This window comes from Vreelandella andesensis (genome assembly GCF_003989795.1).
Lineage (GTDB): Bacteria > Pseudomonadota > Gammaproteobacteria > Pseudomonadales > Halomonadaceae > Vreelandella > Vreelandella andesensis.
The window spans coordinates 23,850-50,470 of record NZ_RZHG01000019.1 but is presented as its reverse complement, the minus strand read 5'-3'; the positions used below and the strand labels follow the sequence as shown (position 1 = coordinate 50,470).

The following is a 26,621-nucleotide window of genomic DNA, read 5'->3' as shown; positions in this document are numbered from 1 at the left end:
TAATTTTTTTTATTAAGGGTTAAATAAACCGCCAACACTGATCTCTGTTATATCGCCAGTGACTTTATCCACAACACGTACGACTAGCTGCCCGCTATTGTCACTAACGACAACGCCGAAGTCACCACTATCGAAACTTCCTTCAGTAACATCTCCAGAGCTTACATCAGCAATGAGTTGTGAAATCAGCCTACTTTCTAAACTTTGTAGTAGTCTGTCGGTTGCTGAGGTTGGATTAAGCCTACTGACGTTTGGGTCGGTATTTGTATCCTGGGCTTGGGCTTTGCCTAATAGATAACTACCTACAAACGGGTCTCCGCCAAAAGAAGGGTTAATCGGTTGATAAACCAATTCGCCCGAATGTGCGTGAACACCTATTCCCATCAATATGATGAACGCAGTGGAGCGGATTTTTCTGTGGGTTCTCATTAGAATAACTCCTCTTTTCCCAAGTCTTTATCTGAGGTGAGGGCAGATGCCAGCTGCTGCTGGATAAGCGCTTCCTCAACAGTTTCTACAGCTTCTCCTGCTACACGGTCAGCTTCGCTAATCCTGGGTGATAGCTGTGTTCTAAAGTACATCCGGTTGCCTTCTACGATGGCAATTTGGCTGCCCCAGCGGGCATCTGGGCGTTCTTGAATGGTAATCGTGGCATTACCAATAATGAGGTTATCCATTGCCTGCTGGCTGAAAGCGCGGTAGAAGGTTTTGCCTGCCATAGTGACGGTGCGGTCAACAAGAATTCCGGTTAGCTCGCTACCTCCGTTCTGGCGACCTTGAACTTCTGGGCCATCAGGGCTTGATAGTTGGTTGATAGCTTCGACTTCTGCCTGCTCACTTGCCGCTGATGAGGTGGAAGTACGGGTTGGCTCATTGGCGAATATGTCGGTTGTCAATACGCAAAAACTGATACCAATAACCCGTAAATAACAGCGTAAATTCATAGGGATATTACCTTTGGAAAAATCTACCGATGGCGTTGTAAGCTACGTGCAGTTTCGATGTTGGGCAGAATCGGCCCAAGGTTTTGGTGGATCCAGTTAAGTGCTTGAATTCGGTTATGCACATTTATTTTGCGGAAAATGTTATAGAGATGGGACTTAACCGTGTGTTCACTCACAAACAACTTGTCGGCAATTTGCTGATTAGAAGAGCCAGCACTTAACAAAGAGATGATTTCCATCTCTCGGTTAGTTAACCCGCAGGCTGGGCGGAACGCATTGCTTTGATATTTACGATAAAAAAGAATTAGCCGTGCCATTAAATCCCGAGACATCCACAATTCATCATCGAGTAATGCGTGGATACCTTTGCAAAATACTTCTAAAGTCTCGTTACGATAAAATACCCCCTTTAGCTGAGCGCACGAGAGAGCTTCCAGCGCATGATCCATATCGCGAATATTAAAGGCTGCAAGAGGGGTTTTTGTCAGCGTTTCTGGCAATTTTTCCTGCCAGTCTGGCAATGCTTCTACACTAATATGGTCACTGTCGATGAGGATGAGCAGTTTTTCGACCGGTGAAGACGGTAGGGTGGCGTCTGGCGAGTAAATGCTAATCGAGCAGTTGGCGTGGTCGTGTAAATAGTCTGCAAAAAGCTGTGACTGTGGACTTTTTTCGGTGATGAGATACACCAAACCTATGGTTTTTTCCTGTGGCATCGGGAAGCCCTCGTAGAAAGAAAGAGTGAGCAGAGATTTTAAAGTGTTGCTTATAAGATACATTTCGTAAAGTTTTGTTATTAGAAATTTGATAAGCTAAATTTGAATATGGTTATAATATTCTGGTATATAATGGCTAAGTAAATGTTTTCCATATTATTTATTATTAATATAAGTGATAGTTAAATTAATTTTTAACGATTTAATTTAGTGACAAATAATCTGCTTTAGAAGTAATTTCGATTTATGTAGTCTCATTACCTTCCTTTTGGAGATATCGCTATGGCCTCGCCCAGTACCTTAGTTTTAGCCAGCGGAAATGTAGGAAAGCTAAGAGAATTCAATCAATTACTAGCACCCCTTGGGCTAGACGTGCGTCCGCAAGCTGAATTTGGTGTGCAAGATGTAGACGAAACGGGGCTTACCTTTGTAGAAAACGCGCTACTGAAAGCTCGTGAAGCGAGTAAAATCAGTGGCTTGCCTGCATTGGCAGATGATTCTGGACTTGAAGTGGATGCCCTCCACGGTGCGCCGGGAATCTATTCAGCGCGTTATGCGGGTGAACCTAAAAGTGATGAGCGAAACAATGAAAAGTTATTAGCGTCGTTAAGTAGCTATGCTGAAGGGCAACGTAGTGGGCGTTATTGGTGTGTATTAGTGTACTTGCGTCATGCAGAAGATCCTGTGCCCGTTATTGTGCAACGTAGCTGGGAAGGTGAGATTCTGGCGCACCCCCGCGGTAACGGTGGTTTTGGCTATGACTCACTTTTCTGGCTGCCGGATCAAGGCATGAGCGTTGCCGAGTTGCCCAGCGAAACCAAAAATCGCCTTAGTCATCGTGGCCGTGCATTACAGGGCTTAGCCGAGTTGTTGAAGGTGGCACATGGCTGAGCCGTTGCCTCCCTTATCCCTTTATATCCATACGCCATGGTGTGTACGTAAGTGCCCGTATTGCGACTTTAATTCCCATGAGTCAAGCACCGATGAGCTGCCTGAAGCCGCTTATCTAAAAGCGCTGCTCAATGATTTGGATGGTGATTTATCCTTAGCATGTGAAAGAGAGATCCAAACCATATTTATCGGTGGGGGCACGCCAAGCCTGCTTTCGCCAGCCTTTTATGATCAACTATTTAAAGAGATACGTCATCGATTGCCGTTCTCTTCTGCTATTGAAATCACGCTAGAAGCAAATCCTGGCACGACTGAGCAGCAGCGCTTTATTGGTTATCGAGACGCCGGCATCAATCGGTTGTCGTTGGGAGTTCAAAGCTTTCGGCCTGAACAGCTTAGTGCGTTGGGGCGTATTCATAGCGGCCAAGAAGCAGTCAACGCCGTTCACCAGGCGCGTGAGGCGGGGTTTGATAATCTCAATATTGATTTAATGCATGGGTTACCCAAGCAAACCCCGGTTCAAGCGATGGAGGATATCGATCAAGCATTGTCTTTGAATCCAGAGCATCTCTCCTGGTATCAGTTAACGCTTGAACCCAATACGGCGTTTTTCTCTCACCCGCCGGTGTTGCCAGAAGAAGAGGCTCTTTGGGATATTCAGGAAGCTGGGCATCATCGTCTTGAGCAAGCCGGTTTGCGGCGCTATGAAATCTCCGCTTATGCGAAGCAAGGTCAGCAAAGTCGCCACAACATCAACTATTGGCAGTTTGGCGATTATTTAGGAATCGGTGCGGGTGCTCATGGAAAGCTGACGACGGTTGATAGCCAGGGAGCACGTCATATTGAAAGACGCTGGAAAACACGTCAGCCAGAGGCGTATCTACGCCGTTCAAATGATCCGCGTGGCTTCGTGGCTGGCAAACAACCGATAGCGATAGAAGAACTGCCCCTTGAATTCGCAATGAACGCGTTACGCTTAACGGATGGGGTAGCAATGGATGTCTGGACGGCCTATACAGGATTGCCCACCTCCATGTTACTTGATCGGTTACAAAGCGCGTACGAAAAAGGACTTTTGATGGAAATGCCTAAAAAGCTGCGTGCATCGCCTCAAGGTCTATTATTCTTGAACGAATTGCTGACACTAATAAGCGATGAGTAATCAGTGATATATAAAGCAATTACCTTAAAGATTATCAAGGAGTGAGTGATGCGTATTTCTCGACTACTGACCCCGCTGGCGGCTGCCATTTTGTTGGCTGGTTGTGCCACCTCGGACCCTTATGGCGGTCAAACGCAGCGCTCTAGCACTGCGATGGGATCTGGGATTGGCGCGGCCATTGGGGCGGCTGCCGGTGCACTATCTGGCGATAGCAGCACTAGCCGACGTGACCGCGCATTGATTGGCGCAGCGGTGGGTGCTGCAGCGGGTGCCGGTGTGGGTGTATACATGGATCGCCAGGAGCAACAGCTGCGCCAAAATCTCCAGGGCTCGCGTATCGAGATTGATCGTCGCGGTGACGACATTGTGCTTAATATGCCCAGCGGCGTTACCTTTGGTTTCGACTCGGCCGACCTTACCAGCGAGGCACGTAACTCTCTTAACCAAGTGGCGAACGTACTCACCGAGTACCAAGATACTCGCGTTAATATTGCTGGCCACACTGATAGCACTGGCGATGCAAGTTATAACCAGCGCCTGTCTGAACGGCGTGCCCAGTCGGTAGGTAATTACCTTAGCCAAAATGGCGTATCCACTGCTCGGTTAAACACTATGGGATACGGAGCTAATCAGCCGGTTGCTAGCAACGATTCAGACCAAGGCCGTGCACAAAACCGTCGTGTTGAAATTACGTTAACCCCAACGGGAAATGGTCAAGGTTAACGCTTTATAAGCTAATCTCGGCATTGCCGATAAACGCCCGCTATGCTCACATAGCGGGCTTTTTTTCGATTCATTGTTAGCGAGTGACTATGCTGTCTTACCAACACGCTTACCATGCCGGTAACTTCGCCGATGTGCAGAAACATTTAACCCTTTACGCGGTGGTTGATTATCTATTACGTAAAAAAACAGCTATTACATATATAGATACTCATGCGGGACGAGGTCTCTATCCATTGAGCACGAAAGAGACGCAGCAGCTTCAAGAATACCGCGAGGGCATTTGGCCCTTATGGCAAGCGAGCGAACAACTAACTGACCCGTTATTACGTAGTTGGCTAGCCACGTTAAGAACTGCTCAACCCTATGTTTCTGAGTTCGACCATTCCGAACTTAGTCATTCTGAGTTTACCCATTACCCAGGCTCGCCTTGGTGGCTCTCTCAGCCGCTGCGTGAACAAGATCGCCTTACGCTATTTGAGCTTCATCCTGGCGAGCACGAACACTTAAGTACACAGTCGCTTCCTTCGCAGGCGCAGCGTATTTATGGAGATGGTTTAGCAGGCTTAAGCGCGCTTGTGCCTGTTGCAACGCCTCGCTTGTGCGTGTTGATTGATCCTAGTTATGAACGCAAAGTGGAATATCAGGAAGTGGTTGATGCGGTGTCTTACAGCCATGCCAAGGCGCGGCATGCGGTGCTGCTGGTGTGGTATCCACTGCTACCGGCAGGTAACCACCACACGTTACTAGATGGTTTGAGGGAGAGCGGCATTCGTAAAATTTGGTGCAGTGAACTTCAGCGTTTTATACCCAATGAGAATAGCCATGGCATGTACGGCAGTGGAATGCTGGTGATTAACCCGCCCTGGGGGCTAGATGAGCGTCTAGCGGCGGCGATGGCAAACTTTACACCGCTGCTAGGCTCAGAGAGTCGTTATCGGTCAGAGTGGCTGGTAGGCGAGTAGCGTGTGATGACTACTCGTCATTTCCGAGGGCAGATGATCATTTACCAATACAAAAGCTGCCGAAAATTTCGCCAAGCAGATCGTCAGCGCTAAATTCACCGGTAATTTCACCTAGCGCTTGTTGGGCGTCACGTAGGTCTTCTGCGAGTAATTCTCCAGCGCCGTAGCCATCTAGTTGAGAGCGCCCTGTTTCCAGTGAAATCATCGCGCGATCTAAGGCATCTAAATGGCGGCGACGCGCTGAGAAGCGCCCTTCGGTGGTCGCAGAAAAGCCCATGATGTCTTTTAAATGAGTTTTTAAATTATCCACACCCCTACCGGTTTTCGCGGAAAGTCTGATCGTTGGTGTGGTTGTGGATAAATCAATTCCAGCTTGTTCAGCGTTGGTATCGATTTTATTTCGCACCAGTGTCAGGCGCGTTTGATCGGGGAGTCTGGCGACAAATTCCGGCCAAATGGTCATCGGGTCGGTAGCATCGGTGGTGGATGCATCGACCAATAGCAACACGCGGTCGGCTTTTTCGATCTCTTCCCAGGCCCGAGCAACGCCGATTTTCTCTACGGCATCGGGGGTGTCGCGCAGCCCTGCGGTGTCAATAATATGCAGTGGCATACCATCAATATGAATATATTCCCGCAGCACGTCACGGGTGGTGCCGGCAATATCCGTCACAATGGCGGTATCTTGTTCGGTCAGTGCGTTGAGTAAGCTAGACTTGCCCGCATTAGGTCGCCCGGCAATCACCACGCTCATTCCTTCGCGTAACAGTGCCCCTTGGCCTGCGGCTTTGCGAACCGCTGTTAGCGCTTGCTGAACGCTTTCTAGCCGGTTGGCGACGTGACCATCGGCTAAAAAGTCGATTTCCTCTTCTGGAAAGTCAATCGCCGCTTCGACGTAGACCCGCAGTTCGATGAGTCGCTCCACTAATGCCGTGATGCGCTGGGAAAATTCGCCCTGCAACGAGCGCACGGCATTTTCGGCAGCGGAACGGGAGGTGGCATCTATCAGATCGGCAATGGCTTCTGCTTGGGCTAGATCCAGCTTGTCGTTTAGAAAAGCACGTTCTGAAAATTCACCAGGGCGGGCGAGTCGTGCGCCAAGCTGGAGACAGCGTTCAAGCAGCATATCCATAATAACTGGCCCGCCATGCCCTTGCAGTTCAAGTACGTCCTCACCGGTAAATGAGTAGGGTCCATTGAACAGCAGGGCAATACCTTCATCAATAATGCTCTCAGCGGCGTGAAACGGGCCGTAGTGAGCGTAACGAGGTGAAGGGCACTGGCCAAGTATGGCGGTAGCGATATCGCGGCTGGCAGGGCCTGAGACACGAATAATGCCAACACCGCCCCGGCCAGGAGGGGTTGCCAGAGCGGTAATGGTGTCTTGATTGTAAAGTCGATCGGCCATGGCGCTTCTCGTTGGTGTATGGCAAAGATTGTCGCGTTGTTCATTTTAAAACGCCAGACCCCCGCTAAGGCGGGGGTCTGGTAGTAGGAGTAGGGCGCAAGTTACTTGGTTCGCATCCCTTTGCCGACACTTGGATCATTCTCGATATTGCGCGTAATTAGGTATTGCTGCGCCACCGAGATGATGTTGTTGACGACCCAGTAGATAACCAGACCTGCTGGGAACCACAGGAAGAAGAAGGTGAAGATAATCGGCAGCATCTTCATGATCTTCGCCTGCATGGGGTCGGGTGGTGTCGGGTTCAGCATTTGCTGAACGAACATCGAGATCCCCATTAGGATAGGCAGAATAAAGTACGGATCTTTAACCGACAGATCTTGAATCCAGAACATGAACGGCGCATGGCGCAGCTCAACAGATTCAAGCAACATCCAATACAGCGCGATAAAGACCGGCATTTGCACCAGAATAGGTAAACAGCCGCCCAGAGGATTGATCTTTTCCTTCTGGTAGAACTTCATCATTTCTTGAGACATTTTTTGGCGATCATCGCCGTACATCTCTTTGAGACGCTGCATTTCCGGGCCAAGCTTACGCATACGCGCCATCGACTTGTAGGCTTTGGCGGATAGCGGGAATAGCACTAATTTCACTAATACGGTCAGCAGTACAATTGACCAGCCCCAGTTGCCAACGATGTCGTGGATCTTATCGAGTAACCAGAACAACGGGTTGGCAATAAACCACAGCCAACCGTAATCCACCGTTAGGCGTAAGTTTGGAGCGACTTGCTCAAGGTAGTCTTGAACTTTTGGCCCCATGTATAGCGTAGCGCTTAAGGTTGCCTCGCCGTTAGCGGCTACACTGCTAGTGGGTCCAGCGAACGCTACGACATTACGATCACGTGAATCGGTAGTGACGTAGTAGAGGTTTTGCTGATTTTGCGCCGGTGCCCAAGCAGACACGAAATAGTGCTGGATCATCGCGATCCAACCACCCTGCGCTTCACGGTTTTCGAAGTTACGGCTTTGAATATCGTCAAAGTCGATCTTCTCGTAGCGCGCGTCCGGCGTTGAGTAGGCAGCTCCCAGATAAGAGTTCATACCCATCGCAACACCGCTTGAAGGGTCAGGACTATTATCGCGAGCCAGCTGGCCAATAAAGCGAGCGCTAACCGGCGATTCGGTGTTGTTAGCCAAATAGTAGCTAACGTTGACCGCGTAGTTGCCACGTTCAAACGTCAACCGCTTGATAACCTCAACGCCATTAACTTCCGCCGTTAAGTCAACACTTAGCCGTTCTTCGTCATTGCCCAAGCGGTACTCAGTACGCTCTGGTGTGAAGGCAACACGGCTAGCTTGGCCGTCTAGTTGAAGACCTGACCGGGCGACATAGCTACGCGTTGAGTTATCAGAGAGCAGTACATAGTTGCGGTCTGAATCTAGCGTTAACTTATGCTGCGTTAGGGCAGCGTACACAATGTCGCCACCGTGTGGATCAATACGTACGTCGAGAACGTCAGTGGTAACAGCAATGAAGTCTCGGCTTGACGAGTTGCTTTCCGCTTCCCCGGGCATGCCCTCACTGATGGCATTTTGAGGAGCTGAAGAGCTAGGAACCGAAAAATCATCACTGCCACTATTGTTGGCGGATGGGCCGTTGCTGCTTTGGGTAATATCAGGCGTCGAATCAACGCTAATTTGCCCATAATCCTGATTCCACTGCACAACCAATAAGTAGGCAAGTACTGCCAGTGGAATCAGTAATAAAAGTCGTTTTACGTCCATGAGGGTTCTGCCCGATGGGTGGTGAACATGCTAATGGCGCAGTGTCATTTTGCTTGACCTCATTTGCTCGACCCATGACACACGAAAGCCTGCCAGACGGCAGGCCGAGGTCGAGCGGCGAGGTGTGTCGTCAAGCGTCACGTGTTACGCCGTTAGGCGGGGAAGATGCAGGCACCGCCTGTGCGTCGCGCTGAAGCCGTTTCCACATGCCATTTAGTTGGCGAGTAAACGTTTCGTTGTCGATATCGTGTGCACCACGTTTTGCCAGTACCACGATATCCACAGAGGGAAAGTGATCTTGACGGAGGCGAACGGATTCTCTAACGAGTCGCTTGAAGCGGTTACGATCAACAGCGAGCTTCACATTCTTTTTGCTGACCACCAGTCCAACGCGGGGATGCCCCCGGGTACTCAGACGCGCTAACGCCATCATACCTTTGCCATGAACTTTGAGGTCTGCTTGTTCAAACACGTGACTAAAGTCCCCGGCGTTCAGCAAACGTAAGCACCGGGGAAAGCCTTGATGCGGCACACGCAATCCGAGATCAGGCGCTCAGACGCTTGCGGCCTTTGGCGCGACGGCGTGAAATAACGGCACGGCCGTTTTTGGTTGCCATACGAGCACGGAAGCCATGCGCGCGCTTGCGCTTGAGAACGCTGGGTTGAAAAGTGCGTTTCATAACTCGTTATTCCCACGTGGTTTAGGACGGAAAGTGAATTCCAAAAGACCCGGTCCAGTGAGGAACCAGCCGGGGAGTTTCAATTCAAGACCGGAAATTGTAGAGACTTCCCGCGTCAGGTGCAATTTTTCCTTGCATAAAAAGCATGAAAAAGGCAATGGCGTCTCTTCGTAGATTGCGATGTTGGCTTCTTGTCGTGACACTACTATTACTAATAGAGTTATTTAAAATCTATTGTTATTAATAGTGGGGATACTAATTGTGGATAAGCCATTTTATCTGATTTATATCAATATCTTAAAATCATAAAAAATCTGTGCATAACCTTCGTATAAGCCTTAAATAAACTGTTAATTAGGTGTGTTCAACAGGTTATAAAACATAGCTAATCCGTTTTGTCCTCGATCCATTACCAGTTTTCCTTATCCCTTACGAATAGTTGTCCACAGGGCAAAAAGAGGTGGTAGTGCGTGTGGATAACCACTCCGTTGGGCGCTACAATGGTCGGCCGTTTTCAACCGATGGTGAGATGAGTGTCACTCGCGCTTTGGCAACAGTGCCTGGACTACCTGCAGGACGAACTGAATTCACAGCAGTTCAATACCTGGATACGTCCGCTGCAGGCAGAAGAAGGAGAAACCAATGAGCTGCGCTTGTTGGCGCCGAATCGCTTTGTGCGCGACTGGGTGAGTGATAAGTATTCAAAGCGTATCAGTGAGCTGATGCGTGAACTCGCGCCATCCAAACCTCCCAAAGTCAGTTTGACAGTAGGTAGCCGCCGTGTGGCAGCGCCTGCCCCTCAGCCAAGAGATTTAGGTAATCCGGTCTCTGCGTCTCCTTCTAGGCAGGCATCGCCCGCGGTTCATACACCGCCAAGGGGAGACCTTGCTGATGAGCGTGAAATTGATCAACTGCGGGAAGCGTCATCGACTCGGCGCAGTAATGAGCGCCAAGTACAGGTTGAAGGTAGTCTGAAACATGGTAGCGGCCTTAATCCTAATTTTACCTTTGATACATTTGTTGAGGGTAAGTCGAACCAACTTGCCCGAGCGGCATCGCGTCAGGTTTCTGAAAATCCTGGTGGTGCTTACAACCCACTGTTTTTGTACGGTGGCGTTGGCTTAGGTAAAACACACTTAATGCACGCGGTAGGTAACGCGTTGGCAACTCGCCGTGAGAATGCCCGTGTGGTTTATCTACACTCTGAGCGTTTTGTGGCAGATATGGTGAAAGCCCTTCAGCTAAACGCGATTAACGACTTCAAGCGTTTTTATCGCAGCGTTGATGCGTTACTTATTGATGATATTCAATTTTTTGCTGGTAAAGAGCGTTCGCAAGAAGAGTTTTTCCACACCTTTAATGCGTTGTTAGAGGGTGGGCAGCAAATGATTCTTACCTCTGACCGCTACCCAAAAGAAATCAGCGGTGTAGAAGAACGTCTAAAATCACGCTTTGGCTGGGGTCTGACAGTAGCTATTGAGCCACCGGAGCTTGAAACCCGCGTAGCTATTTTGATGAAAAAAGCAGATCAGGCGAAAGTTGATCTTCCACATGACGCTGCTTTTTTTATTGCCCAGAAGATTCGCTCAAACGTTCGCGAGCTTGAAGGTGCGCTGAAAAAGGTCATTGCCGATTCGCATTTTATGGGTAAAACCATTACCCAAGACTTTATTCGAGAATCGCTTAAGGATCTATTGGCGTTACAAGATAAGCAGGTAGGGGTTGATAATATTCAGCGAACGGTTGCTGAATATTACAAAATTAAAGTTGCTGACCTGCTTTCTAAGCGTCGTTCTCGTTCTGTTGCTCGGCCTCGGCAAGTTGCTATGGCGCTAGCGAAAGAGCTGACGAATCATAGCTTGCCTGAAATAGGCGATGCTTTTGGTGGCCGTGATCATACGACTGTTTTGCACGCTTGCCGCAAGGTGAAAGCGCTGCAAGAAGAAAATGCCGATATTCGTGAAGACTACAAAAATCTTCTTCGCCTGCTAACTAGTTAACCGTTATCGTTTTGGCCTGCGCTGTAGGCTTCCAGGATAGAAACCGGAGTACCGATGAAATTTACTATTTCCCGAGAAGCGCTGCTTCGTCCGCTGACTCTGGTGGCGGGCGTGGTCGAACGGCGCCAAACGCTGCCAGTACTTTCTAACGTACTGATCCAAGTAGAAGGGGATCAGGTAGCATTAACCGGTACCGACTTAGAAGTAGAGCTAATAGGCCGAACCGTGGCTAGCCAAGTAGATCAAGAGGGCGCTGCCACGGTGCCTGCTCGTAAGCTGATGGATATCTGTAAATCGTTGCCTGATCAATCAGAGATCCAACTGGCAGTAGAAGAGGGGCGCGCTGTACTGCGTAGTGGCCGTTCGCGTTTTACGTTATCGACACTGCCCGTCGCAGAGTTTCCGAACATTGAAGATACTGATGGTAGTCAAGAACTTAGCGTTCCTAGAGGTACATTAAAGCACTTGATTGAGTCCACGTCTTTTGCAATGGCCCAGCAGGATGTTCGTTATTATCTAAATGGCATGCTGCTTGAGATTCAAAGTAATTTATTGCGCACCGTGGCCACAGACGGACACCGTTTAGCCATGTGTTCACGGCCTATCGATATTGTGGTTGACCAAGCGCAAAAGCTAATCGTGCCGCGTAAGGGCATTCTAGAGCTTTCCCGTTTGTTAGATGACAGTGATGAGCCAGTAAGTCTTACCTTGAGTTCAACGCATGTGCGCGCCCATACAGGCGACTTTACGTTTACTTCTAAGCTGATTGACGGCAAGTTCCCTGATTATGAGCGCGTGGTACCTCGCAATGGCGACAAAGTACTGATTGCTGAGCGTGCTGAACTGCGTCAGGTGCTTTCACGTACGGCTATTCTTTCTAATGAGAAATATCGTGGTGTGCGGCTATATCTTGAGGAAAATAACCTTAAGGTGATGGCCAACAACCCTGAGCAGGAAGAAGCTGAAGAGAATGTGGCTGTTGAGTACAATGGTGGTGCCATGGAGGTTGGTTTTAACGTTGGTTATTTAGTAGATGTACTGTCGGTTCTAGACGAAGACCGAGTGCAGATGACGCTAGCGGACCCCAACAGTAGTGCGCTATTAGAAGAGCCCGGTGGTGGCGATGCGCTTTACGTTGTTATGCCGATGCGGTTATAACCGTTACAGGTTACTAATGAGGGCGGCGCTTCTAATAATAGAAGCGCCGTTCTCGCGTTTTACAAGGATGTCAGGTTTTATGGCTTCATTTACCGGCAATCATTAATGAGTGTGACTCGGTTAAGTTTTCAGGGATTACGTAACCTAGCGTCCGTTGATATGTGTCCTTCATCGCGTATTAATTTGATATCCGGTGTTAACGGCAGTGGTAAAACCAGCTTGTTAGAAGGTATTCATATCTTAGGGATGGGGCGCTCTTTTCGTACCCGTCAGTTACGGCATGCGATACAGGCTGACGCGCCCTATATGACCCTCTATGGCCGTTTGTCGGGTGACCCTGAGATTACGCTGGGTGTCAGGAGAATGCGCGCACAGCGCGAGCTAGAGCTTCGTCTGCGAGGGGAGAAAGGCGTTCGCTTAGCAGAGTTGGTTGAAACCATGCCGTTACAGCTAATAAACCCCGATGCGTTTCGTCTCCTAGAAGGCTCACCGTCGGGTAGAAGAGAGTTTTTAGATTGGGGAGTGTTTCACGTGAAACACTTCTTTCTCGATGCATGGAAGCGTACCCGCCGAGCAGTGAAACATCGGAATGCGCTTCTTAGGCGTGGTAGAATAGTACCGAGTGAAATAGCGGTATGGGAACAAGAGTTGGCGACTTGGGGTGAGCAGATGGATACGCTCAGACAGGCATGGTTTAGTGAATTCTTGCCAGTATTCAATGAAACCTTGAAAGAGCTAATACCCCTGCCTGATTTATCGTTGCAGTATGCCAGGGGCTGGGATAAGCAGCGCTCACTGATTGATGTCTTGCACGATAGTCGCCAAACAGATCAGCAAATGGGCTTTACCCAGCAGGGGCCGCAGCGCGCAGATTTACGAATCAAATTAAACAAGCAACCTGCAGTTGAAGTCCTTTCCAGAGGCCAGCAAAAGCTAGTGGTTAGTGCATTAAAGCTTGCCCAGGGGCGGCTTCTGGAAAGTACCACACAACGACATTGCATCTATTTAATCGATGATTTGCCAGCGGAGCTAGATAGCACGCACCGAGGTAAATTTTGTAATTTGCTAGAAAAGATGCAGTGCCAGGCATTTATTACCAGCGTCGAACCCTCCGCGCTTCATGGTATATGGGATTCCTCAACAGAGGTCGGGATGTTTCACGTGAAACAATCTGGCCACGGGGTTAGCCACTTACTGCCGGATGGGTAGGCGACACGGAACGAGACAGACTTCACGACGGAGTGGTCAATGAGCGAGCAGGCTTACGATTCATCAAGTATTAAGGTGCTCAAAGGGCTAGATGCAGTACGCAAGCGCCCAGGCATGTATATCGGTGATACCGACGACGGCACCGGGTTGCACCACATGGTTTTCGAGCTGGTGGATAACTCCATCGATGAAGCTTTGGCAGGTCACTGCAGCGAAATTCGCGTGATTATCCACCCGGATGAATCAGTAACGGTAAGTGATAATGGCCGTGGTGTTCCTACTGAGTTACATGAAGGCGAGGGTGTCTCCGCAGCAGAAGTTATCATGACAGTGCTGCACGCTGGCGGTAAGTTTGACGATAATTCATATAAAGTATCAGGCGGCTTACACGGTGTAGGGGTGTCAGTTGTTAACGCGCTTTCAGAAGAACTGCGATTAACCATCTGGCGTCAAGGTGAAGTGTTTGAACAGGTTTACCACCATGGTGTACCTCAAGCGCCGTTAGGTGTGGTAGGTAAGACTGAAAAAAGTGGCACTCGTGTGCACTTTCGCCCGTCACCTAATACTTTTGGGAATATTGAGTTCCACTTCGACATTCTGGCTAAACGCCTGCGTGAACTCTCATTCTTAAACTCAGGCGTCGCTATTCGCTTGATGGATGAGCGTAGTGGTAAAGAAGAACTATTTCATTATGAAGGTGGTTTGAAAGCATTTGTTGACCACCTGAATAAGAACAAAACTGTGCTAAACCCCGTCTTTCATTTCAATGCAGTGCGGGAAGATGGCGTGGAAGTGGAAGTGGCGATGCAGTGGAGCGAGGCTTTCACTGAAAATATTTTTTGCTACACCAATAACATTCCTCAACGGGATGGTGGCGCTCACTTGGCTGGTTTCCGTGCAGCGCTTACGCGAACGCTAAACAATTATATCGAAGCGCAGGGCCTGCTGAAGAAATCTAAGGTCAATACATCGGGCGATGACGCTCGTGAAGGCTTAACGGCGATTATCTCTGTTAAAGTTCCTGATCCGAAATTCTCGTCTCAGACCAAAGATAAGCTGGTTTCCAGTGAAGTGAAAACGGCGGTTGAGCAGGAGATGGGCCGGCTATTTGCCGATTATTTGATCGAGAAGCCTAACGAGGCTAAATCGATCGTTAACAAAATGCTAGACGCTGCAAGAGCACGAGAAGCAGCCCGTAAAGCGCGAGACATGACTCGCCGTAAAGGCGCGCTTGATATTGCAGGGCTACCTGGCAAGCTTGCCGACTGCCAAGAGAAAGATCCAAGTCAATCTGAACTTTATTTAGTGGAGGGTGACTCGGCAGGTGGTAGCGCTAAGCAAGGTCGTGACCGTCGTACTCAGGCGATTCTGCCGCTAAAAGGTAAGATTCTAAACGTTGAGAAAGCTCGCTTCGATAAGATGCTGTCGTCAGCAGAAGTTGGCACGCTGATAACGGCGTTAGGTTGTGGTATTGGTCGGGAAGAGTTTAATCCCGATAAGCTTCGCTACCACTCCGTTATTATCATGACGGATGCTGATGTTGACGGTTCGCACATTAGGACACTGTTGCTAACGTTCTTCTTCCGTCAGATGCCAGAGCTGATTGAGCGTGGTCACATCTTTATTGCTCAGCCTCCGCTTTATAAAATTAAGCGGGGCAAGCAAGAGCTCTATCTGAAAGATGAGCAAGCAATGACTGACTACCTGACCACAACGGCATTGGATGGGGCAGGATTACACGTCAATGCGGATGCGCCCGGGATTTCTGGTTCTCAGCTAGAAGCGCTGGTTACTCAATACCGGAATGTGATGAAGCGCATTGACCGTCTTGCTCGGGTCTATCCCATTGCAGTACTCAAGCAAGCTGTTCATGCTTCAGCGCTTCAAGGTGAGGTAAGTCTTAAAGATCGAGTTACCATGGAAAACTGGATTGCTGAGTTACAGAAAGCAATGGATGACATGGTGGCGTATGAAGGTGGGCCGCGTTACCAGTTCTACCTGCATGAAGACAGCGAGCGCGGTTTGCACTTGCCAGCGGTGTCATTGATTGCTCACGGCGTGACGACTGAATACGTGTGGGGCTTAGACTTCTTTGAAAGCACCGACTATCGTGCTATTGCGGGCCTTGGTGAGACGTTAAATGGTTTGCTTGAAGAGGGTGCTTACATCGCCCGTGGCGAGCGGCAGAAGCCGGTTTCGCACTTCTCTGAAGTGCTTGCTTGGTTGATGCAAGAGGGGCAGCGTGGGCTCTCTTTCCAGCGCTATAAGGGTCTAGGTGAAATGAACCCTGATCAGCTCTGGGAGACTACGATGGATCCCGATAGCCGCCGTATGCTGCGCGTAACCATTGAAGATGCGGTCGCAGCCGATATGATGTTCAACACATTGATGGGGGATGAAGTTGAGCCTCGTCGTGAATTTATTGAAACGAATGCACTCGTCGCTAATCTTGATATCTGATGTATTAGCCAGTACATGTTTCACGTGAAACATATGTGTTAGGTGATAATTGGTCGTTCGACAAGAAAAGTCGTTCGAAGGCAAGCAAAACGCCGTTCCTAATTAATTGGGAACGGCGTTTTTTTGTGCTGATAGTTAGCAGTAAAATGCACGTGAGCCTGAAGAGAATAAAATATCGCTACTGATGACGACATAGCCAGTCGGTAAATTCGGCTAGATCTGAATAAATTTTCGCGTTTTCTAATCCAATATTGTTGGCTAGTGTCTTTTCTCCTTTGCCTGTTCTGACCAGTACTGACTGGCATCCTACTGCTTCACCAGCCTGAAGATCCCGCAAACTGTCGCCTACCATCCAACTTCCCGCTAGGCTTTCCATTCCCAGCTGGCGCTGAATTTGCAAAAGTAATCCTGGAAGTGGTTTTCGACAATCGCAATGATCATCAGGTCCATGAGGGCAGTAAGCAATGTGGGCAATACGTCCACCTTTTGCTTCAACCAAAACCGTTAGCTGTTCGTGCATTGCGTGAAGCGTTGCTTCATCGTAATAGCCGCGTGAAATTCCCGACTGATTAGTAGCCACCGCCACGATATAGCCCGCCTGGGTTAGCTGGGCAATAGCATCAATCGCTGACGGGTAGGGAACCCATTCTTCAAGCGACTTAATATAAGCGTCAGAATCGTGGTTAATCACTCCGTCACGATCAAGTATCACTAGTTGATTAGCAGTGATCATAGAACTCCTTAAAAGTACCATAAGGTTATGCACTTAGAGTAATCGGTGAGTAATGGTTAGGCGAGTGTTTCACGTGAAACACAGGTGGCTAGTATTAAAAAAGCCCGGCTTATGAGAAGCCGGGCTTACTTTTGCTAGGAGGTTCACACCGATAGATGCGTAGTGCCTTGCCTTACTGTGGCAACTGGGAAATATCTGCGACTTCCAGAAATAGCGCTTGCAAGCTTGCAAGCAGCGCTAGCCGGTTATGGCGAACCGCGCTGTCATCAGCCATCACCATTACCTGATCGAAGAAAGCATCGACAGGCTCGCGTAGCGTTGCCAACGCATCTAGTGCCTGCTGATAATCACCTGCTGCAAATAGCGGAGCCACGCGTTGTTGACTGGCCGTTACCGCATTGAAGAGTGCTTTCTCAGCTTCTTCCTGAAGTAGGCTCTGATCAACGTGAGTACTGCCGTTGTGTTCCTGTTTGCTTAGTATATTAGAAACGCGCTTGTTCGCGGCAGCCAAGGCAGTGGCTTCTTCCCGCTGAGCAAAGGCTTTAACAGCCCGCAGACGGCGAGCGAAGTCTAGCGGTTTAGTGACAGGGCGAGAGCGTACCGCTAGGTACATTTCTGCACTGATACCTTCCTCTTGGCCCCAGGCGCGGAAACGATCCAGCATGTAAGTCAGGACATCTTCTACCAGGCCTTCCGCTTTAGGCAGGCCTTGGTGCTGTTCTGTGGCCACACTGAGTAATTCGCGAAGATCTAAATTAAGCTGGCCTTTAACCAGAATATTTAGCACACCGATAGAGGCACGACGCAGGGCAAACGGATCTTTTGCGCCGGTAGGGCGCTGGCCAATGCCGAAGATGCCGATAAGGGTGTCTAAGCGGTCAGCCAATGCAAGCGCTTGGCCAGCAGGGCTTTGGGGAATGTCGTCGCTGGCAAAACGGGGCAGGTACTGCTCTTCCAATGCCTGGGCAACTTCAGCGGGCTCACCGTCTTGTTCAGCATAGTAGCGGCCCATAATGCCCTGAAGCTCAGGAAATTCGAGCACCATCTCGGTGACCAAATCGCATTTGGCTAGTGCTACCGCGCGCTGGGCGTGATTCACATCGCCATTAATTTGCTCGGCAATATAAGTCGCTATTGCTGTGCTGCGGCGTGCTTTGTCTGACAACGTCCCCAACTGCTGCTGGAATACCACGCTTTCCAACTGCGGAATGCGAGACGCCAGAGAGTGCTTGCGATCCATATCGTAGAAGAAGGCAGCGTCTGCTAAGCGCGGGCGAATAACCTTCTCGTTGCCGGAAATGACTTGCTGAGGGTCGGCGCTGTCGATGTTTGAAATAGTAATGAACAGCGGCTTCAGCTTGCCCTGGTCGTCCAGCAGGTGGAAATATTTTTGGTTGGCCTTCATTGAGGAGATTAGGCACTCCGCGGGCACTTCCAGAAAACGCTCGTCGAAGCTACCGGTCAAGGCGACTGGCCACTCGACTAATCCACTTACTTCAACCAACAACTCTTCGTCGATCACGGCATTGGCTTCTTGAACCTCGGCTTCGGCCAATACTTGCTCACGGATTCGTTCACGGCGACGTTGGCGGTCGGCCAACACGTAGGCATTTTCTAGTGCGGCTAGATAGTCGTCGGCGTGTTCAAGCTGTATGGCATTCGGCGCATGGAAGCGGTGACCGTAGGTAGTGCGACTAGACTGAAGGCCAAGCGCTTCTGCAGCAATGACGTTGCTTCCGTATAGCGCAACTAACCAGTGAACCGGACGTGAAAACTCGACGCGAGACGATCCCCAGCGCATATTTTTAGGCACTGGTAGGGACTGTAGTGTTTTACGAATCATCTCTGGCAGCAGCGCCTGCACATTTTCGCCTTGCTGCTGTTCGCGGTAACCCAGCCAAGTACCCTTATCGGTTTCCAGGTGAATAAGTTCATCAACGCTGACGCCGCAAGAACGCGCAAAGCCTTCGGCCGCTTTGGTGGGCGCACCGTTCTTGAACGCAGCTGCTAAGGCAGGGCCGCGACGTTCCACTTCACGGTCAGGCTGCTTGTCGGCAAGATCGGTAACCTGCACGGCTAAACGACGCGGAGTAGCGTAAGCAACGACGCTTTGAAAGGGAATCTCCGCTTCTTGCAGGCCTTTTTCAATGCCAGCTGCAAATGCATCAGAAAGCGCATCTAACGCGGTGGGGGGAAGCTCTTCGGCACCTAATTCTAATAAAAGCGTATCAACAGCCATTATGCGTCTCCCTGGTCAGCTAGTAGTTCGCGGCGCAGGGCCTCGGTTGCCATGGGGAATCCTTCTGCTTTACGAGATTCGAAGTAGGCGGTGGCGACATCTCGTGCCATGGTGCGGACGCGCAGAATAAAGCGCTGGCGTTCGGTCACTGAAATGGCATGGCGCGCATCCAGCAGGTTAAACGTATGGGACGCTTTAAGTACTCGCTCGTAAGCAGGTAGCGGCAGGTTAGCTACTAAGAGCTTGCTGCACTCTTTTTCCTGGTGGTCAAAATCAGCGAAAAGCTGATCAACGTCAGCATGCTCAAAGTTATACGCTGACTGCTCACGCTCGTTTTGAAGATAAACATCGCCGTAGCTGACCTTGCTGCCATCAGGCGCGATCGCCCACACCAGATCATAGACGCTATCGACGTTCTGCAGGTACATAGCAATGCGCTCTAGCCCGTAGGTGAGCTCACCAGTAACGGGGTAGCATTCAATGCCGCCTGCTTGCTGAAAATAGGTAAACTGGGTGACTTCCATGCCGTTGAGCCACACTTCCCAACCAAGACCCCAAGCACCCAGGGTGGGGGACTCCCAGTTATCTTCCACGAAGCGTACGTCATGGATGAGCGGGTCGAGGCCTAGGCGCTTTAATGAGCCTAGGTACAAGTCCTGCAAATTACTGGGTGAAGGCTTCATTACCACCTGGAACTGGTAATAGTGTTGCAGGCGGTTGGGGTTTTCCCCGTAGCGGCCGTCTGTTGGACGGCGGGAAGGCTGCACATAGGCAGCGTTCCAGGTTTCTGGGCCAATTGCCCGTAAGAAGGTGGCAGGGTGGAAGGTGCCCGCGCCGACTTCCATATCAAGAGGTTGAAGGATGACACAGCCCTGTTCTGCCCAGTACTGCTGCAGAGCAAGGATTAAGCCTTGAAAGGTCGACACATCGGGTGTCGATTGGTTTGTCGAGACACTCATCGCGGAAAGCACCGTTGGCCATGAATTCATAAGCCGTCAAGTATACAATCACATAGAGATGGGTTATAGGCACGTTGGCCAACAGAGCTGTTTTTGGTAAGGAGAACGCGATGATCGTTGTAACAGGCGGGGCTGGTTTTATCGGCGCTAATATTGTCAAAGCGCTGAACGCCCGTGGCCGTGATGATGTGATGGTGGTTGATGACCTGCGTGACGGCACTAAGTTTATTAATTTGGCGGACTGCACGCTGGCTGACTACCTGGATAAAGATGATTTTCTAGCGCGAGTAAAAGCCGCCCTGGATGGTAAGCCCGCAGACTTACCGGCAATCGATGCTATTTTCCATGAAGGTGCGTGCTCTGACACGACGGAATGGGACGGGCATTACATGATGGAGAACAACTATGAGTACTCCAAAGTATTGCTCAATTATTGTGAAAAGTTTGGCATTCCGTTTTTGTATGCATCGTCAGCGGCTACCTACGGCGGCAGTGAGGTATTTAAAGAAGCACCTGAGCATGAGAAGCCGTTAAATGTGTACGGTTATTCTAAGCTGCTGTTTGATCAGCACGTGCGCTCGCGTTGGAGCGAGTTAACGACACAAGTGGTTGGTTTTCGCTACTTTAATGTCTATGGCCCCCGTGAGCAGCATAAGGGAAAGATGGCAAGCGTGGCGTACCACAACCATTTACAAATCCGGAATGGGGAAACCTTAAAACTGTTTGGCGCTTACGGCGGTTACGAGGCAGGCATGCAGAGTCGCGACTTTGTTTACGTCGGTGACGTGGTCGACGTTAATCTATGGTTTTTGGACAACCCCCATGCGTCCGGTATTTTTAACTTAGGCACTGGTCGTGCGGAACCCTTTAAAGCCATTGGTGAAGCTGTGATCGACTTTTATGGTCAAGGAGAGATTAACTACATCTCTTTTCCAGAAGAACTCAAAGGTCGCTACCAAAGCTATACACGTGCGGATATTAGTAACCTGCGTGCCTCGGGATGTAATGTCGAATTCAAAACCGTCGCCCAAGGTGTAAACGCCTATTTGGAGTGGCTGAATGGCTAATTCTGCCAAACGTATTTTAGTGGTCGGCCCTTCCTGGGTGGGAGATATGGTGATGGCGCAAAGCCTGTTCATCACTCTTAAAGCCCGCAATCCAGGGGCAACCTTGGGAGTCGTAGCTCCTGCCTGGTCGAAGCCTATCCTTGAGCGTATGCCTGAGGTAGACGAGGTGCTTCCACTGGCAGTAGGGCATGGTGAATTTGGCCTTACCAGCCGCCGTGAGCTGGCTGCCCGTTTAAGGGGGCGCTTTGATCGTGCCATTGTGCTGCCACGTTCGTGGAAAGCGGCGCTAGTTCCATTCATGGCGCGTATTCCCGAGCGTATCGGTTTTTTGGGTGAACATCGTTACGGGTTATTGAAAGAGCGCCGCAAGCTAGATAAGCAGGTGTTGGATCAAACGGTGAAGCGGTTTGTTTCGCTGGGACTGCCTTTGGAAGAAGCTATGCAGGGGGAGTTTGAGACCCCCACACCACGCTTAATGATTGATCGGAATAACTTGGTCAACTTACGTCTCACTCACGCGCTATCGTCACGTCCTGCCATCGGAATGATGCCCGGGGCGGAGTACGGGCCTGCTAAGCAGTGGCCGCTAGGTCATTTCCATGCGTTAGCGGCGTTGTTGATTAAAGACGGGTTTGAGGTGCGTGTGTTTGGCGGTCCGAAAGATCATGCAGCCGGTGAAAGCATTGTGGATGGGTTGCCCCATGCACATAACTTATGTGGCAAAACCCAATTGGCGGATGCGGTAGATCTATTGGCAGACTGTCGTCAAGTGGTCACCAACGATTCGGGCTTAATGCACGTTGCCGCTGCAGTAGGCGTGCGCATTCACGCCCTATACGGTTCTTCATCCCCTGCTTACACACCGCCCTTAACCGATAATGCAGTCATTCACTATTTGGCGCTTTCTTGCTCACCTTGCTTTAAGCGTATCTGCCCGCTGGGGCATACCAACTGTCTGAATGACCTAAGTGTAGCGCACGTATACCGAGAGATGAGTGTCGATAGTCAGTGCGCTAACGGTGTTAACGTTAGCGGATAATTTCGACTTCATTGGCTTGGTCGGCGGGGGTTTCAATGACTTGTTGGTCAGCATTTTCTGGTGGTTCGCGTCGCTGAGGAGATAGTCCTTCCCAAAGGCGCTGCTGCAACGCTGTCTCTTCCCGGAGCCGCTCGTTGAGTACCTCAAGTCCGTGAGTTTCAACCAGCGTTGGCTGGGTACTAAGAAGAGATGCCCCAAGTCCTGCCCGCTTGTTGTTAAGAGGTAGGCCCATGACGTCTAAGATAGTAGGGAATACGTCTAACATAGTCGCCCCGCGCCGCACCGTCAGTGGGGTGATGCCATCGCCCAGCATGATCAGCGTATTGTCTCGATCAAGCGTTGTCAGTTGATCCCAAACCGACACACGCATCGTGAGATGATCGCTGAGCACAACAACTAACGTGTTTTCGAGTAAGCCTTCTTTTTCTAGACGTTCAATAAGATCACGCGTTAGGCTGGCTGAACATTCCACTGAATATAAAATATCTTGGCCGTCGAACTCACCCTGGCGGTCTAGGCATGTCTGAGAGGGAAAGCCGCTAGGAGCATGACCGGCAATGCTTAGATTGACCAAAGCCCATGGTCCGTCATCCTCTTCACTTAAACGGCGAATCTCATCCACAGTAAAGTCGTAAAGGGTGTCGTCATAGAGTCCCCAACTATTGATGTACTCTGGGTCATCGAGTTCTGTTGAAAGCTCCTCCTTACCCTTCACCGTATTAAACTGATGGCCGCGATAGAAAAGACCTTTGCCAGCGAACTGAATACTGGCCCCACCTAAATAGCTGAGCCGATAGCCTTGAGCCGCTAGCACATCGCCCAAGCAATCAACGCCGGGAACTACCTTAGAAAGTGGGTCGAACTGACTGTCGTGCAAAAGCCCCGCCGGCATCAACGGCACGCCACACTGGCTAGCAATCATGCCTGCCATGGTCCAGCCGGTGTTATCCATTTGCTGGATACCTTCAAAGACCAGGCCGCGTTCGCCTAACGCAGTTAGGTCAGTGTAAGCATCACCGAATAGCGCATTGCTATAGGTACGCTCAATGCTTTCCAGATACATGACCAAAAGGTTTGGCGCGTTGGTTTGATCTTCCGTGGTCGGTGGTACGTAACGGCGGTCTAGCCAGGCACCATCATCCGTTACAATGGCTGCGCTACGCTGTCCTAAACCATATAGCATTGGATTTGCTGCCAGCAAGAAAAGTGCAACAAAACGCTCAGTCAGTCGCCATCGCTGATCATGCCGAGTGAGCCAAGTAACCGATACCAGCATCGCGATCATACTAATTGTGTAGATAACAGCAGTGAGCATTTTTCCAGCACCACCATGCTCGGCCATGCCTGCTTGAAGGTGGAAAAACACCGCGCCTAGATCAACATTGCCAAAGCTATCAGCTAAATAGATATAAATGCCTAGCATGCAGAGTGGCACCAACGACCAAGGCCATACAGAACGGTAGCGAGCGTTTACCGGTGTTCCCCAGCGTAGTTTGATACCAATGCCGAACCATACGGCAGCTATGAAAAATAGTGTCCACCAAGGAAGGCGGGTAAGCACGGTGATGGTATAGCCGAGGTTCGCTCCGATGATGAATAACGGTAGCCAGGGGGTAAATTTTAATGACGTTAATTGACTCATATGTCTCCTGAACTTTTGACGCTATCTTCATGGGAGCGTATTTGTAATGCCTATTATAAACGGCTGGCCCGATAAAATTTTGCATATGAAAAAATTTTAATGTAAAAGAAAGTTGTCCTACGTAAGATTTTTTTGTTCCATCTGCAAGATATCGACTGCTTTTTGACTGAAATTTGAAATAATATAAAGTAACTACAATTTTTATTGTTCGCTTTCTAAAAAATCAGTTACTGAGATGTTACAGACACTCATTCTTTATATAAGAATCTATCGATATTAGGTGATTAATTTTAGAGTATTGTCCACTGTCTAAAAAATATTTTTGTAAAACTAGGTGAGATATCAATGCTTCACGATCATGGTCTAAAAAAGGCTTAACGTAATCGTTTGCATTTTTTATTATCGTAATAGCGTCATCTTCGTTTTCTAAATAAAAATTGATCTTCTCGTCAAGATCCGAGTAATCTTCCTTTAGTTCAACGTAATGTATACCAGGCGTTAACGTGCCTTCCATAAACCAAGTCTCAAACTTCGGTTTAACCATAAAGCAAAGAGAATTTGAGGCCATAATCCATTTTAAATTACTTGCTACCTCATTCCCTTCTATACTTAAGATAAATTTGTATGTCAGTTGTTCGTGTATGCTCATGAAGGGCTTTTTGCCTAGGTCTGCATCTCTGCTTGTATCTCCAACATTACAAAGCGGATGAGAGTGGAAATTCTCAATGAAATAACGTCTATGGGTCTGATAACAAGCACCACGCCAAACCAACACATCTTTCTTGTCTGCGTATTGGAAAGGATCCTTCACAAAATTGAAATGTCGAATGGTGTTGAGTTTCAATAAAATAGAGTTCTCATTGGCATCTGAAATAGGCCTGCTTTTAACCAGTGTTGGTGCACTCGGTATAGATTGAACATCGCCTGGTAAGTAATGAAATAACAAATCACCCGAGAATGCGGCTAGCTGCATAGTTAAATCGTAATGATAAAACCAACTGCCTTCTTTTTTTAGACGTGCGGCTTGGTAAATAGGCGTTTTTTGATCAATCGAAAATTTATTGTTCACCTTGTTGTAATAATTGACTATTTCTAATATTCTATTTTTTTCGCAAGAAGATGCTTTTAAAAACCTTTCATTAAGTAAGAGTTCCATTTTTTTTTCATGCCATTTTTTTGGCGTTATCTTCGTTATTGCGTATTGGTAGTAGCGCTTGAGTTTTTCTGAGTTTTTACTGAGTTTTTGAAAAGCATTAGATAACTTCATTTTTATTCTCAGTAAAAGTGTTTATTCCAGATTCGCATAGTGTTTTCCCTTCTGTTAAAGAAAGCTGAAATTTAGCAGTATTTCGACTTTCATTTAATCGTGAGGCTTCCTCGTGGTGCATATGTACGACGTAGCTATAAAACTTACCTTCTTTTCGGTAAATACGGTTATTTATTAACCTAATAACTAAATCACTATCTTCCAATCCCCAGCCAATAAATTCATTGTCAAAGCCGTTGATAGCGAGAAAATCCTTCTTCCATAATGAAAGATTACATGTTACTGCGCCTTGCCATTTTTTGACTCTTTTGAAACGTAACGAGGAATGGGTGGGTAGCTTAAGGGCTGGGTGGACTCTTTTTAATTTTTGTTTTAACCAAAGCTGAAAAATTTCCTTACGATTAAAGTTTGGAGCAGTTTTTCTATTAATGAGCTCTTTAGTATAGTGTTCGGATAACTTAATTCTCGAGCCTGCAATGAAAAATCCTTGTTGAGATAAAGCGACATGTTCAGAAATAAAAGCAGGAGAAATGATGCAGTCACCATCAATAAAGATGATGTAGTCGCCTTCGGCTAAATAAGCAGCTTTGTTTCTGATAAGAGCAGCCCTAAAGCCGACATCTTCATGCCAAGCGTGCTTTATTTTAACGTTGCTGTTTTTAATAAAGCTATCTATGCATAACTGAGTTTCTTTTTCAGAACCATCATCAGCAATAATAATCTCGTAATCTTTGTAGTCTTGATTGACCGCGCTATCTAATACAATCGCCAAAGCCTCTGGCCAGTTGTAGGTGGTAATGATGAGACTAACTTTCATTTTTTCACCTCAGATCTCTGGTATACCTTGGCATATTTGAAGAAAACGCCGATAGCATCGCCAAAGGAAATAACAAACCCACGCCAACCTGAAAGAACACCTAGTTTTAGTACGTATGATCTAAAAAATGCAAATATTGTTTTCATTACAATAAAAAAGAAGTTGTATTTTATTTTTTTGTTAGAAGAAGCATATATTTCTGAATAAAGCTGAGCTTTATCTAATGTTTGTTTTATATCAAAAATAGCATAATGTATTATTTTACCCTTAAGTTTTATGGTTTTTGTTTGGCTATTTTTTTCAATTTTTTCGTGTACTTGGCTATCGGTAAATGTATGCGATTTTTTATTATAAAGGCGAATAATTAAATCATTCCCCCAACCATTTGTGGTGATTTTTTTACCGCAAAACCAATTTTCCCTTAATATCTGGCCAACGGATTTAATGTCTTGCAAGTTCCATTTTGAAAGCTCTTCCAAGGCGCTTTGATGGAGCTCTTCGTCTGAATCAAGAGAGAGAATCCAATCTGTAGGCGCTTTCTCAGCGGCATAATTCTTGGTTGGGCCAAACCCAAAAAAATCACCCTCAATAACAATAACATTCTCAAACAAACGACAAATGCGAATGGTGTCATCGGTAGAGCCATTATCGTACACAACAACATGCTTAAAGCTTTTCAGAGACTCCAAGCATCGATTAATTGTATTTTCGCTGTTTTTTGAAATGATGACGGGTGTTATATCTTCAAATAACAT

General features: G+C 48.4%; 24 protein-coding genes. 10 read left to right on the top strand and 14 right to left on the bottom strand.

What is annotated here, in order from left to right; genetic code table 11:
* Nucleotides 1-12: 12 nt before the first annotated feature.
* Genes ELY33_RS09815 through ELY33_RS09805 form a run of 3 tightly spaced genes read right to left on the bottom strand, consistent with a single transcriptional unit; the run spans nucleotide 13 to nucleotide 1,660 of the window.
* Nucleotides 13-429 carry a curli assembly protein CsgF gene (locus ELY33_RS09815; protein ID WP_126947419.1) on the bottom strand — a complete coding sequence of 139 codons (417 nt, stop codon included), beginning with the start codon at nucleotides 427-429 and terminating at the stop codon, nucleotides 13-15.
* On the bottom strand, nucleotides 429-944 hold the full coding sequence (locus ELY33_RS09810) for a CsgE family curli-type amyloid fiber assembly protein (RefSeq protein ID WP_126947417.1): 516 nt from the start codon (nucleotides 942-944) through the stop codon (nucleotides 429-431). Before ELY33_RS09810 ends, ELY33_RS09815 begins: the two co-directional genes overlap by 1 nt.
* Nucleotides 945-967: 23 nt before the next feature.
* Complete coding sequence (locus tag ELY33_RS09805) at nucleotides 968-1,660, bottom strand: response regulator transcription factor (RefSeq protein WP_126947414.1); 693 nt, start codon at nucleotides 1,658-1,660, stop codon at nucleotides 968-970.
* Between the two features lie 282 nt (nucleotides 1,661-1,942).
* Between ELY33_RS09805 and rdgB the strand changes: the two genes are divergently transcribed.
* The 4 genes from rdgB to ELY33_RS09785 all read left to right on the top strand — a co-directional run bounded on the left by rdgB (nucleotide 1,943) and on the right by ELY33_RS09785 (nucleotide 5,401).
* The gene (gene rdgB, locus ELY33_RS09800; RefSeq protein WP_126947411.1) at nucleotides 1,943-2,551 is read left to right on the top strand and encodes an RdgB/HAM1 family non-canonical purine NTP pyrophosphatase; all 609 of its coding nucleotides are present in this window, start codon (nucleotides 1,943-1,945) and stop codon (nucleotides 2,549-2,551) included.
* Nucleotides 2,544-3,713 (top strand): radical SAM family heme chaperone HemW, encoded by a 1,170-nt coding sequence (hemW, locus tag ELY33_RS09795; RefSeq protein WP_126947408.1) that lies wholly within the window; start codon nucleotides 2,544-2,546, stop codon nucleotides 3,711-3,713. The genes rdgB and hemW overlap by 8 nt, the downstream gene beginning before the upstream one ends.
* Nucleotides 3,714-3,761: 48 nt before the next feature.
* Nucleotides 3,762-4,436: a YiaD family glycine zipper/OmpA-like lipoprotein gene (locus ELY33_RS09790; RefSeq protein WP_126947405.1), complete on the top strand. Its 675-nt coding sequence runs from the start codon at nucleotides 3,762-3,764 to the stop codon at nucleotides 4,434-4,436.
* An 89-nt stretch (nucleotides 4,437-4,525) separates the two neighbouring features.
* Complete coding sequence (locus tag ELY33_RS09785; protein WP_126947402.1) at nucleotides 4,526-5,401, top strand: 23S rRNA (adenine(2030)-N(6))-methyltransferase RlmJ; 876 nt, start codon at nucleotides 4,526-4,528, stop codon at nucleotides 5,399-5,401.
* 37 nt (nucleotides 5,402-5,438) lie between these two features.
* Here the strand turns inward: ELY33_RS09785 and mnmE are convergent, their stop codons facing one another.
* The 4 genes from mnmE to rpmH all read right to left on the bottom strand — a co-directional run bounded on the left by mnmE (nucleotide 5,439) and on the right by rpmH (nucleotide 9,276).
* Complete coding sequence (gene mnmE, locus ELY33_RS09780; protein WP_126947399.1) at nucleotides 5,439-6,809, bottom strand: tRNA uridine-5-carboxymethylaminomethyl(34) synthesis GTPase MnmE; 1,371 nt, start codon at nucleotides 6,807-6,809, stop codon at nucleotides 5,439-5,441.
* A 101-nt stretch (nucleotides 6,810-6,910) separates the two neighbouring features.
* A complete protein-coding gene (gene yidC / locus ELY33_RS09775) occupies nucleotides 6,911-8,596 on the bottom strand; it encodes a membrane protein insertase YidC (protein ID WP_126947396.1) in 1,686 nt (561 codons plus the stop codon).
* Between the two features lie 130 nt (nucleotides 8,597-8,726).
* Nucleotides 8,727-9,128: a ribonuclease P protein component gene (gene rnpA / locus ELY33_RS09770; RefSeq protein ID WP_126947393.1), complete on the bottom strand. Its 402-nt coding sequence runs from the start codon at nucleotides 9,126-9,128 to the stop codon at nucleotides 8,727-8,729.
* 13 nt (nucleotides 9,129-9,141) lie between these two features.
* Complete coding sequence (rpmH, locus tag ELY33_RS09765; protein ID WP_009101657.1) at nucleotides 9,142-9,276, bottom strand: 50S ribosomal protein L34; 135 nt, start codon at nucleotides 9,274-9,276, stop codon at nucleotides 9,142-9,144.
* A 533-nt stretch (nucleotides 9,277-9,809) separates the two neighbouring features.
* On the opposite strand from rpmH, the gene dnaA reads away from it, so the two are divergent.
* From dnaA to gyrB, 4 genes are all read left to right on the top strand, one after another.
* On the top strand, nucleotides 9,810-11,276 hold the full coding sequence (dnaA, locus tag ELY33_RS09760; RefSeq protein ID WP_126947390.1) for a chromosomal replication initiator protein DnaA: 1,467 nt from the start codon (nucleotides 9,810-9,812) through the stop codon (nucleotides 11,274-11,276).
* 54 nt (nucleotides 11,277-11,330) lie between these two features.
* Nucleotides 11,331-12,434 (top strand): DNA polymerase III subunit beta, encoded by a 1,104-nt coding sequence (gene dnaN, locus ELY33_RS09755; RefSeq protein WP_126947387.1) that lies wholly within the window; start codon nucleotides 11,331-11,333, stop codon nucleotides 12,432-12,434.
* A 105-nt stretch (nucleotides 12,435-12,539) separates the two neighbouring features.
* The gene (gene recF / locus ELY33_RS09750; RefSeq protein ID WP_126947384.1) at nucleotides 12,540-13,643 is read left to right on the top strand and encodes a DNA replication/repair protein RecF; all 1,104 of its coding nucleotides are present in this window, start codon (nucleotides 12,540-12,542) and stop codon (nucleotides 13,641-13,643) included.
* A gap of 39 nt (nucleotides 13,644-13,682) precedes the next feature.
* On the top strand, nucleotides 13,683-16,103 hold the full coding sequence (gene gyrB, locus ELY33_RS09745) for a DNA topoisomerase (ATP-hydrolyzing) subunit B (protein ID WP_126947381.1): 2,421 nt from the start codon (nucleotides 13,683-13,685) through the stop codon (nucleotides 16,101-16,103).
* A gap of 178 nt (nucleotides 16,104-16,281) precedes the next feature.
* On the opposite strand, the gene gmhB is transcribed toward gyrB, so the two are convergent.
* From gmhB to glyQ, 3 genes are all read right to left on the bottom strand, one after another.
* A complete protein-coding gene (gene gmhB, locus ELY33_RS09740; RefSeq protein ID WP_126947378.1) occupies nucleotides 16,282-16,836 on the bottom strand; it encodes a D-glycero-beta-D-manno-heptose 1,7-bisphosphate 7-phosphatase in 555 nt (184 codons plus the stop codon).
* A 172-nt stretch (nucleotides 16,837-17,008) separates the two neighbouring features.
* Nucleotides 17,009-19,075, bottom strand: coding sequence for a glycine--tRNA ligase subunit beta (gene glyS, locus ELY33_RS09735; RefSeq protein WP_126947375.1), 2,067 nt, complete (start codon nucleotides 19,073-19,075; stop codon nucleotides 17,009-17,011).
* The gene (gene glyQ, locus ELY33_RS09730; protein WP_126947372.1) at nucleotides 19,075-20,034 is read right to left on the bottom strand and encodes a glycine--tRNA ligase subunit alpha; all 960 of its coding nucleotides are present in this window, start codon (nucleotides 20,032-20,034) and stop codon (nucleotides 19,075-19,077) included. The genes glyS and glyQ overlap by 1 nt, the downstream gene beginning before the upstream one ends.
* 110 nt (nucleotides 20,035-20,144) lie before the next feature.
* Here glyQ and rfaD point away from each other — a divergent pair, with 110 nt between their 5' ends.
* On the top strand, nucleotides 20,145-21,101 hold the full coding sequence (gene rfaD / locus ELY33_RS09725; RefSeq protein ID WP_126947369.1) for an ADP-glyceromanno-heptose 6-epimerase: 957 nt from the start codon (nucleotides 20,145-20,147) through the stop codon (nucleotides 21,099-21,101).
* Nucleotides 21,094-22,140 (top strand): lipopolysaccharide heptosyltransferase II, encoded by a 1,047-nt coding sequence (waaF, locus tag ELY33_RS09720; RefSeq protein ID WP_126947366.1) that lies wholly within the window; start codon nucleotides 21,094-21,096, stop codon nucleotides 22,138-22,140. The genes rfaD and waaF overlap by 8 nt, the downstream gene beginning before the upstream one ends.
* Here waaF and ELY33_RS09715 read toward each other — a convergent pair.
* From ELY33_RS09715 to ELY33_RS09700, 4 genes are all read right to left on the bottom strand, one after another.
* Complete coding sequence (locus ELY33_RS09715) at nucleotides 22,130-23,782, bottom strand: sulfatase-like hydrolase/transferase (RefSeq protein WP_126947363.1); 1,653 nt, start codon at nucleotides 23,780-23,782, stop codon at nucleotides 22,130-22,132. The genes waaF and ELY33_RS09715 overlap by 11 nt on opposite strands.
* 238 nt (nucleotides 23,783-24,020) lie before the next feature.
* Entirely contained in the window at nucleotides 24,021-25,049 is a 1,029-nt protein-coding gene (locus tag ELY33_RS09710; protein WP_126947360.1) for a glycosyl transferase family 90, read from the bottom strand.
* Nucleotides 25,036-25,866: a glycosyltransferase family 2 protein gene (locus tag ELY33_RS09705; protein ID WP_126947357.1), complete on the bottom strand. Its 831-nt coding sequence runs from the start codon at nucleotides 25,864-25,866 to the stop codon at nucleotides 25,036-25,038. Before ELY33_RS09705 ends, ELY33_RS09710 begins: the two co-directional genes overlap by 14 nt.
* Entirely contained in the window at nucleotides 25,863-26,621 is a 759-nt protein-coding gene (locus tag ELY33_RS09700; protein ID WP_126947354.1) for a glycosyltransferase family 2 protein, read from the bottom strand. The genes ELY33_RS09705 and ELY33_RS09700 overlap by 4 nt, the downstream gene beginning before the upstream one ends.